Below are 6,732 nucleotides of genomic sequence, written 5' to 3'. Positions count from 1 at the left end.
GGGGGGGGGGGGGGGGGGGGGGGCTGTGCCGGAGGTCGGCCGCGATGGGCCGAGGCTGGCCGGATCAAGGTGGGCCGAGGGTGGGATGGGCGAGGGCCGGACAAGAGCGGGGCGGGGTGGACGAGGTTGGGCGGGGCGGGGCGGCCGAAACCGCCCGTGGCGGGCTGGCCGGAACATGGGTGCGCCCAGACGTGGGGGCGGCTCAGAGGTGGGGGCGGCTCAGAGGTGGGGGCGGCTCAGAGGTGGGGGCGGCGCTGTGGACGGCGGTGGCCAGGGGGCGTGTTCCGTGGTTGCGCTGCGGTGCGGGGTGGCGGCTGCCTTGCGGGGAGTCAGGGGGCGCTGCGTAGCCGTACTGGAAAGGGGTGTTGATTTTTGGCTTTGAGGCTGGGGTCGGCGCTTGTGGGAGGGGGTCGCTCAGAAGGAGCCCCAGCGGGCCTTGAGGTCGGCGGGTGTGGGCATGGCGGTGGCGCCGCCCTGGCGTTCGCAGACGAGGCCCGCGACCGAGAGGGCGAAGCTGACGTGGCGCACCCAGCCGGGCAGGTCTCCGGGGCGGCCTTCGGCGAGGAGCCGGCTGATCAGGGCGGCCATCACCGAGTCGCCTGCGCCGGTGGCGTCGATGGCGTCGACCACCGGGGCCGGGAGCGTGGTGGCGCCGTCGTGGGTGGCTACGTGGGCTCCCTTGGCGCCGCAGGTGACCACCACCGTTGCCGCGCCCAGGTCGCGAATGCGGGCTGCGGCGGCCGCCGGGTCGGACTCGCCGTAGAGGATCACGGCGTCGGCGGCGCTCAATTTGACCAGGTCGGCGGTGGCGAAGAATTCCTCGACGAGTTCGCGGAGGGCGTTCACCGCGGCGGTGTCGGGCAGCAGGGTGGGCCGCACGTTCGGGTCGAAGACTCGCAGCGGTGCCGGCCCGGGGGCCGCCGAACCCGCAGACCCTGAAGCGGCCGTCCCCGACACGGCGGCCGTGCCCGACATGGCAGAGCCCAAAGCGGCCGTCCCCGAACCGGCGGCCGTCCCCGAACCGGCGGCCGTTCCCGAGCCCGCGGCCGTCGCGGGCGCGGCGGAGCCGAGAGCGGCCGTTTCGGGAGCGGCGGCCGTTCGCGGCGGGGTGGGGTCGGCAGGGACGGAGTCGGAGGCTGCGACGGGGAGGGTGGACCAGGCGGCTCGCGCGGCGGTGAGGAACGGCTCGCGGAGCAGACAGATCGAGCCGGTGTAGAGGACGGATGCGGCCGCGATCTCGGCCGGGTCCAGGTCGGCGGGGCCGAGGAGCGCGTAGGACGGCGGTTCGCCGTAGAAGGTGAACGTCGGCTCGGCGCCCTCGAAGGTGGTGACGGCGAGAGTGGTGGGGACGGGGACGCGGCGCACCGAGCGGTCGCCGACGCCCGCGGCGCGGAGGAAGGCGGCGATGCGGTCGCCGAGGACGTCGTCGCTGAGGGTTCCGGCGTAGCGGGCGTCGCCGCCGAGGCGGGCGACGCCGACGGCGACGTTGAGCGGCGCGCCGCCGATCGCCTGCCGGTAGACCCGCTCACCGCCGACGTCGGCTTCGAGCAGGTCGATCAGTGCCTCGCCCATCACCATCGCGTAACCCACGAGGTCAGCCTCTCACTCTTGCCGACAGGTCCCCAACGGTCCGGGCACTCCAGGGCCACCCGGGCCTGAACTGAGGGATGATATAGGTGAATTTGGGATGATTAAGCGATGAAGACGAGACTGTTGGCCATCGTCGCTCCGCTGATGCTCACGGCGGCGGCGCCCGCGCCCGCGGCGAGTCCCGGGGCGGATTCCGAGGGCACCTTCAAGACCTGGCGCACGGGCGCCCGAGCGGTCACCTACGACACCGCCGCGGTTCCGGCCGGCGCACGGGCCCGGGTCATGATCACCAAGACCGACGACGGGGTACGGGTGAGCCTGCTCGCCACCGGGCTGAAGCCGGACCGGGCGTACGGCGCTCACCTGCACACCAGCCCGTGCGGCAAGGACCCGGCCGCCGCCGGCCCGCACTACCAGCACCGCCTCGACCCCGCCGCCGGCCCGGGGAAACCGTCGGTGGACCCGGCCTACGCGAACCCGGACAACGAGGTCTGGCTCGACTTCGTGACGAACACGCACGGTGTCGGCCGGGTCCGCGCCAGGCAGGACTGGAATCTGGACGAATCCCGGCAGCCCTGGTCGCTGGTGTTGCACGCCGAGCACACCCACACCACGCCGGGCGTGGCCGGCACCGCCGGCGCCCGGCTGGCGTGCCTGACCCGTGACACGGTGACGCGCTGAGGCCCGCCCGGGCCCGGGCCTGCCGGGCCCGGCGGCGCAGCGGTAACGTCGGTGGCACCGAGAACGGAGGCACCCACGATGGCCGATAACAGCGGCAAGAGCCAGCCCGCGCCGAAGACGGAGTCGCACGACCCCGACTTCCCGGAGGCGTTCCTGAGCTTCATGCGCCAGGGTTGGCGGGAGGATCCGCTGGCCGTCGCGCCCCTGCCCGAGGTGCCCAACTACGCGAAGCGGCGTAACGCGCTCTCCGAGGCGTTCACCGGCGAGACGCTGATCATCCCGAGCGGCAACGAGAAGGTGCGTGCCAACGACACCGACTACCACTTCCGCCCGGGCAGCGACTTCTTCTACCTGACCGGCGACCGCGACCCGGACAGCGTTCTCGTCCTGCACCCGAGCGGCTCGGGGCACGACGCGGTGCTCTACACCCGGCAGCGCAACTCCAAGGACACCGACCGGTTCTTCCGGGACCGCAACGGCGAGCTGTGGGTCGGCCGGACTCACACGCTGGCCGAGAAGTCGACCGAGCTGGGCCTGGCCACGGCGCCGCTCGGTGACCTGGGCGCGGCGCTGGCCGGTTCGGCGCCGGGCCGCACCCGGGTGCTGCGCGGCCTGGACGCGAACGTGGACCGGGCCGTGCTGGCCTACGAGCCGGACCGGTCGAAACCCCGCGACCGTCAGCTGGCCGGGGTCATCTCCGAGCTCAAGCTGGTCAAGGACGAGTGGGAGATCGCCCAGTTGCAGGCCGCGATCGACGCGACCGTCCTCGGCTTCGAGGACGTGGCCCGCGTCCTGCCGGCCGACCGGAGCGTCAAGGAGCGGCTGCTGGAGGGCGTCTTCGGCCTGCGTGCCCGGCACGACGGCAACGACGTCGGCTACACCTCGATCGTCGGCGCCGGCGCGCACGCGACGATCCTGCACTGGGTGCGCAACACCGGTGTGACGAAACCGGGCGAACTACTGCTGATGGACATGGGCGTCGAGGGGAACAACCTCTACACCGCCGACGTGACCCGGACCGTGCCGGTCAACGGCACGTTCACGCCGCTGCAGCGGCAGGTCTACGACATCGTGTACGCGTCCCAGCAGGCCGGCATGGACGCGATCAAGCCGGGTGTGGTCTTCCGGGACGTGCACAAGGTGTGCATGCGGGTGCTCGCCGAGGGCCTCGACGATCTGGGCCTGCTGCCGGTCAGCGTGGACCAGGCGATGAGCGACGACAGTACGGTCTACCGGCGTTGGACGCTGCACGGGTTCGGACACATGCTCGGCATCGACGTGCACGACTGCCAGGCGGCGCGCACCGAGACGTACCGTGAGGGCCCGCTCCAGGAGGGCTATGTGCTGACCGTCGAGCCGGGCCTCTACTTCCAGCCCGAGGACGAGCTGGTGCCCGAGGAGCTGCGCGGCCTCGGTGTCCGCATCGAGGACGACGTGCTGGTGACCGCGGACGGCTGCCGTAACCTGTCGGCCGGGCTGCCGCGCGCCGCCGGCGAGGTCGAGCAGTGGCTGGCGTCACAGCGTGAGGCCGGTCCGCGCCTGCCCGGCTAAGTGTGATCTTCACAGCGGTCGCGCAGCGTGACGACAGCCCGGTCCGCCGGGCAGGATCGGCGTATGAGCAACACCGAGCCCGCCGTGCGGCTGAGGTCCTACGGCGGGCTGCGGATGTGGCGTGCCGGCGTCGAGGTGGACATCGCGGCGCCTCGCCTGCGGACCCTTCTCGCGGTGCTGCTCGCGGCCCGCGGTGGGGTCGTCGGGGTGGCCGAGCTGGTCGATCTGATCTGGGGTGCGGAGCCGTCGCCGAGCGCGGTCAATCAGCTGCACCGGCTGGTCGGTCAGGTGCGCCGCCTGTTCGAGCCGGACCTGCCGAGCCGGGCGCCCGGTCGGTGGGTTCAGCCCGCCGGGCAGGGTTACCGCCTGGTCGCCGATGCCCGCGCCTGTGACCTGGTCGCGGTCCGGGAACTGACCGAGGCGGCGCGGGCCGCGGTCGCCGCCGGGCAGGTGCGGGAGGCGGCACAGGCGTGGGCGCAGGCACTCGAACGCGTCCAGGAACCGGTCTTCGCCGGCCTGGACGCGGAGGTTCTCGACGATCCGGCTTTCGTAGCCCTGCGCCACGAGCGGGTCCAGATCGCGGTCGAGGCCGCTGACCTCGCCCTCGCCGAACCGGCCGTGATGCGCGGCGTCCCCCAGATGCAGCGGATCGCCGCGTCGGCGCGGCTGCACGAGCCCCTGCAGGCCCGGATGGTGCGGCTGCTCACGGCCGCCGGCCGCCGTGCCGAGGCGCTGGTGCTCTTCGACGAGGTTCGGCGGCTGCTCGCCGACGAGTTGGGCGCTGATCCCGGCCCGGAGCTGCGGGCCGCGCATCTGATCGCGCTGGCCGGGGACGAGCCGGGCGGCGCGGACCCCGCCGGCCCGCCGCGCCCGGTCCAGTTGCCTCGCCGGGTCGCCGGGTTCGTCGCCCGCGGCGATCTGTCGGAGATCCTGGAGGCCCGCTCGGGTGGGACGATCCTGGTGCTCAGTGGCATGGGCGGGATCGGCAAGACGTCGCTGGCCGTCGACTGGGCGCACCGGCTGGCGCCCGGTTTCCCCGACGGCCAGCTCTATCTGAACCTGCGCGGGTTCGACCCGAGCGGCCGGGTGGTGTCCCCGCTGGAGGCGCTGAACACGCTGCTGGAGTCGGTCGGGGTCAGCCCCGCCGCGCTGGGCGGTGCGGGGATCGACGCCCGCGCCGCACGGTTCCGTTCGGCGGTCGCCGACCGCCGCATGATCGTGCTGCTGGACAACGCCCGCGACTCCGACCAGGTCCGCCCGCTGCTGCCCGGCGCGCCCGGCTGCCTGGTCGTGGTGACCAGCCGCAACCGGATGACCGGTCTGGTCGCGCATGAGGGCGCACGGCCCGTCCCGGTCGGCCGGCTCGGTGACGCGGCGGCACGCGAGTTGCTGGCCAAGCGGATCGGCGCGCCCCGGCTCTCGGCCGAGCCGGAGGCGACCACGGCCCTGGTCCGGTTCTGCGCGGGCCTGCCGCTGGCGTTGTCGATCGCGGCGGCTCACGCGGCGGTGCGGCCGGAGATGAGACTGGCCGACATCGTCGGTGAGCTGACCTCGCAGGCCCGGCTGGACGCACTGACCACCGGCGAGGCCCACGACGACGTCCGTTCGGCGCTGTCCTGGTCCTACACGGCGTTGAGCCCGGCGGCGGCCCGCCTGTTCCGGCTCCTCGCCGTGCACACCGGGCCGGAGATCCCGTTCGAGGCGGCCGCCAGCATCGCCGGGCTCGGCGCGGCCGTACGGGGCGCGCTGGCCGAGTTGTGCGCCGCCAACATGCTGACCGAGGTGGGCGTTCAGCGGTTCGCCCTGCACGACCTTCTGCGGGCCTACGCCGGAGAGCTGCTCGATTCCAGCGGCGCCTCGGAACGCGGCGATGCGCAGCGCCGGCTCATCGAGCATTACGTGCGGGCGGCCCGCGCGGCCCATCTGGCGTTCGGCCGCCCGCCGGTCGTGCCTCTCGGCCCGCCGTCGCCGGAGGTGACCCCGCCGATCCTGCCGGACATCGCCTCCGCCCTGCGCTGGTACGTGCGGGAGCGCCCGGTCCTGGTGTGCGTCATCGACCTCGTGCTGGCTCTCGGCCGGGTGCGCGAGGCCGTGCTCATGGTGCTGGACCTGCGGACGGTGCGTTCCTCCCGCGTCGAGGCCGCCGTCGAATCACGGGAGCAGACACTGCGCGTCCTGGCGCTCGCCGGTGACCTCGGCGAGCCGGTGCTGGAGGCCGCGATCCTGCGGGAGGCGTCGATCGTCCAGCGCCCGGCCGATCGGGCCGCGGCCGAGGCCCACCTGCGACAGGCCCTGGCCATCACCGAACGCTCCGGTGACCTGACCGGCCGGGCTCACGTGCTGCGCAACCTGGGTATCACGGTCGCGGAAGCGGACCGGCATCGCGGCATCGCGTACCTGCGGCAGGCGGCCGAGGTGGCCCGGGAGATCGGTGAGCCGACAGTCCTCGGGTTCTGTTTCGACGCCCTCGTCCTGCAGTTGGAGGAGGACGGTCAGCTGCCTGAGGCGATCGCGGTCGCCCGCGAGGCCTTCGACCTGGCCGTCACGGCCGGTAACAGCGATCTGCACTGCATGTTCGCGGCCCGGCTCGCCGAGTTGTCCCTGATGACCGGTGATCCGTCCAGGGCCGCCGAGATGGCCGAGTGGGCGGTGGCGCGGATGGCGCCCGGCGAGATTCACACGCAGCTCCCGGCGTACGTCTTCCTCGCCGAGGCCTGCGCCGCGCTGGGTGACCGGGATCGTGCTCTCGCGGCGTGCGAGGCGATCCACGATCTGCTGCGCCGCCACGGCATCGCCTACCGCGAGACGTTCGGTGAGGCGAAGATCGCGGACTATGCCGCCAGGATCGGACGGATCTCCCGGACGCTCGTGAGTGCATCGCCCGTGCACTGATCGTGCACTGCCGTCCGG

At 73.3% G+C, this 6,732-nt stretch carries 4 protein-coding genes; 3 read left to right on the top strand and 1 reads right to left on the bottom strand.

Annotated features, from left to right (window positions below; translation table 11 throughout):
• Window positions 1–414: 414 nt before the first annotated feature.
• Window positions 415–1,590, bottom strand: coding sequence for a PfkB family carbohydrate kinase (locus QLQ12_RS45090; protein ID WP_282767240.1), 1,176 nt, complete (start codon window positions 1,588–1,590; stop codon window positions 415–417).
• A 108-nt stretch (window positions 1,591–1,698) separates the two neighbouring features.
• On the opposite strand from QLQ12_RS45090, the gene QLQ12_RS45085 reads away from it, so the two are divergent.
• From QLQ12_RS45085 to QLQ12_RS45075, 3 genes are all read left to right on the top strand, one after another.
• The gene (locus QLQ12_RS45085; RefSeq protein ID WP_282767239.1) at window positions 1,699–2,271 is read left to right on the top strand and encodes a superoxide dismutase family protein; all 573 of its coding nucleotides are present in this window, start codon (window positions 1,699–1,701) and stop codon (window positions 2,269–2,271) included.
• A 78-nt stretch (window positions 2,272–2,349) separates the two neighbouring features.
• Complete coding sequence (locus QLQ12_RS45080; protein ID WP_282767238.1) at window positions 2,350–3,822, top strand: aminopeptidase P family protein; 1,473 nt, start codon at window positions 2,350–2,352, stop codon at window positions 3,820–3,822.
• A gap of 63 nt (window positions 3,823–3,885) precedes the next feature.
• Window positions 3,886–6,714, top strand: coding sequence for an AfsR/SARP family transcriptional regulator (locus QLQ12_RS45075; protein ID WP_282767237.1), 2,829 nt, complete (start codon window positions 3,886–3,888; stop codon window positions 6,712–6,714).
• Window positions 6,715–6,732: the final 18 nt, after the last annotated feature.

It is taken from the genome of Actinoplanes sandaracinus (genome assembly GCF_030009775.1).
Lineage (GTDB): Bacteria > Actinomycetota > Actinomycetes > Mycobacteriales > Micromonosporaceae > Actinoplanes > Actinoplanes sandaracinus.
The sequence above is the reverse complement of the archived record's forward strand: the minus strand, read 5'-3'. Positions and strand labels throughout refer to the sequence as shown.

Excerpts from the sequence above, each read along its gene's own strand:
- QLQ12_RS45085 (WP_282767239.1), top strand. The coding sequence starts at position 1,699 with ATGAAGACGAGACTGTTGGCCATCGTCGCTCCGCTGATGCTCACGGCG.
- QLQ12_RS45080 (WP_282767238.1), top strand. The coding sequence starts at position 2,350 with ATGGCCGATAACAGCGGCAAGAGCCAGCCCGCGCCGAAGACGGAGTCG.
- QLQ12_RS45075 (WP_282767237.1), top strand. The coding sequence starts at position 3,886 with ATGAGCAACACCGAGCCCGCCGTGCGGCTGAGGTCCTACGGCGGGCTG.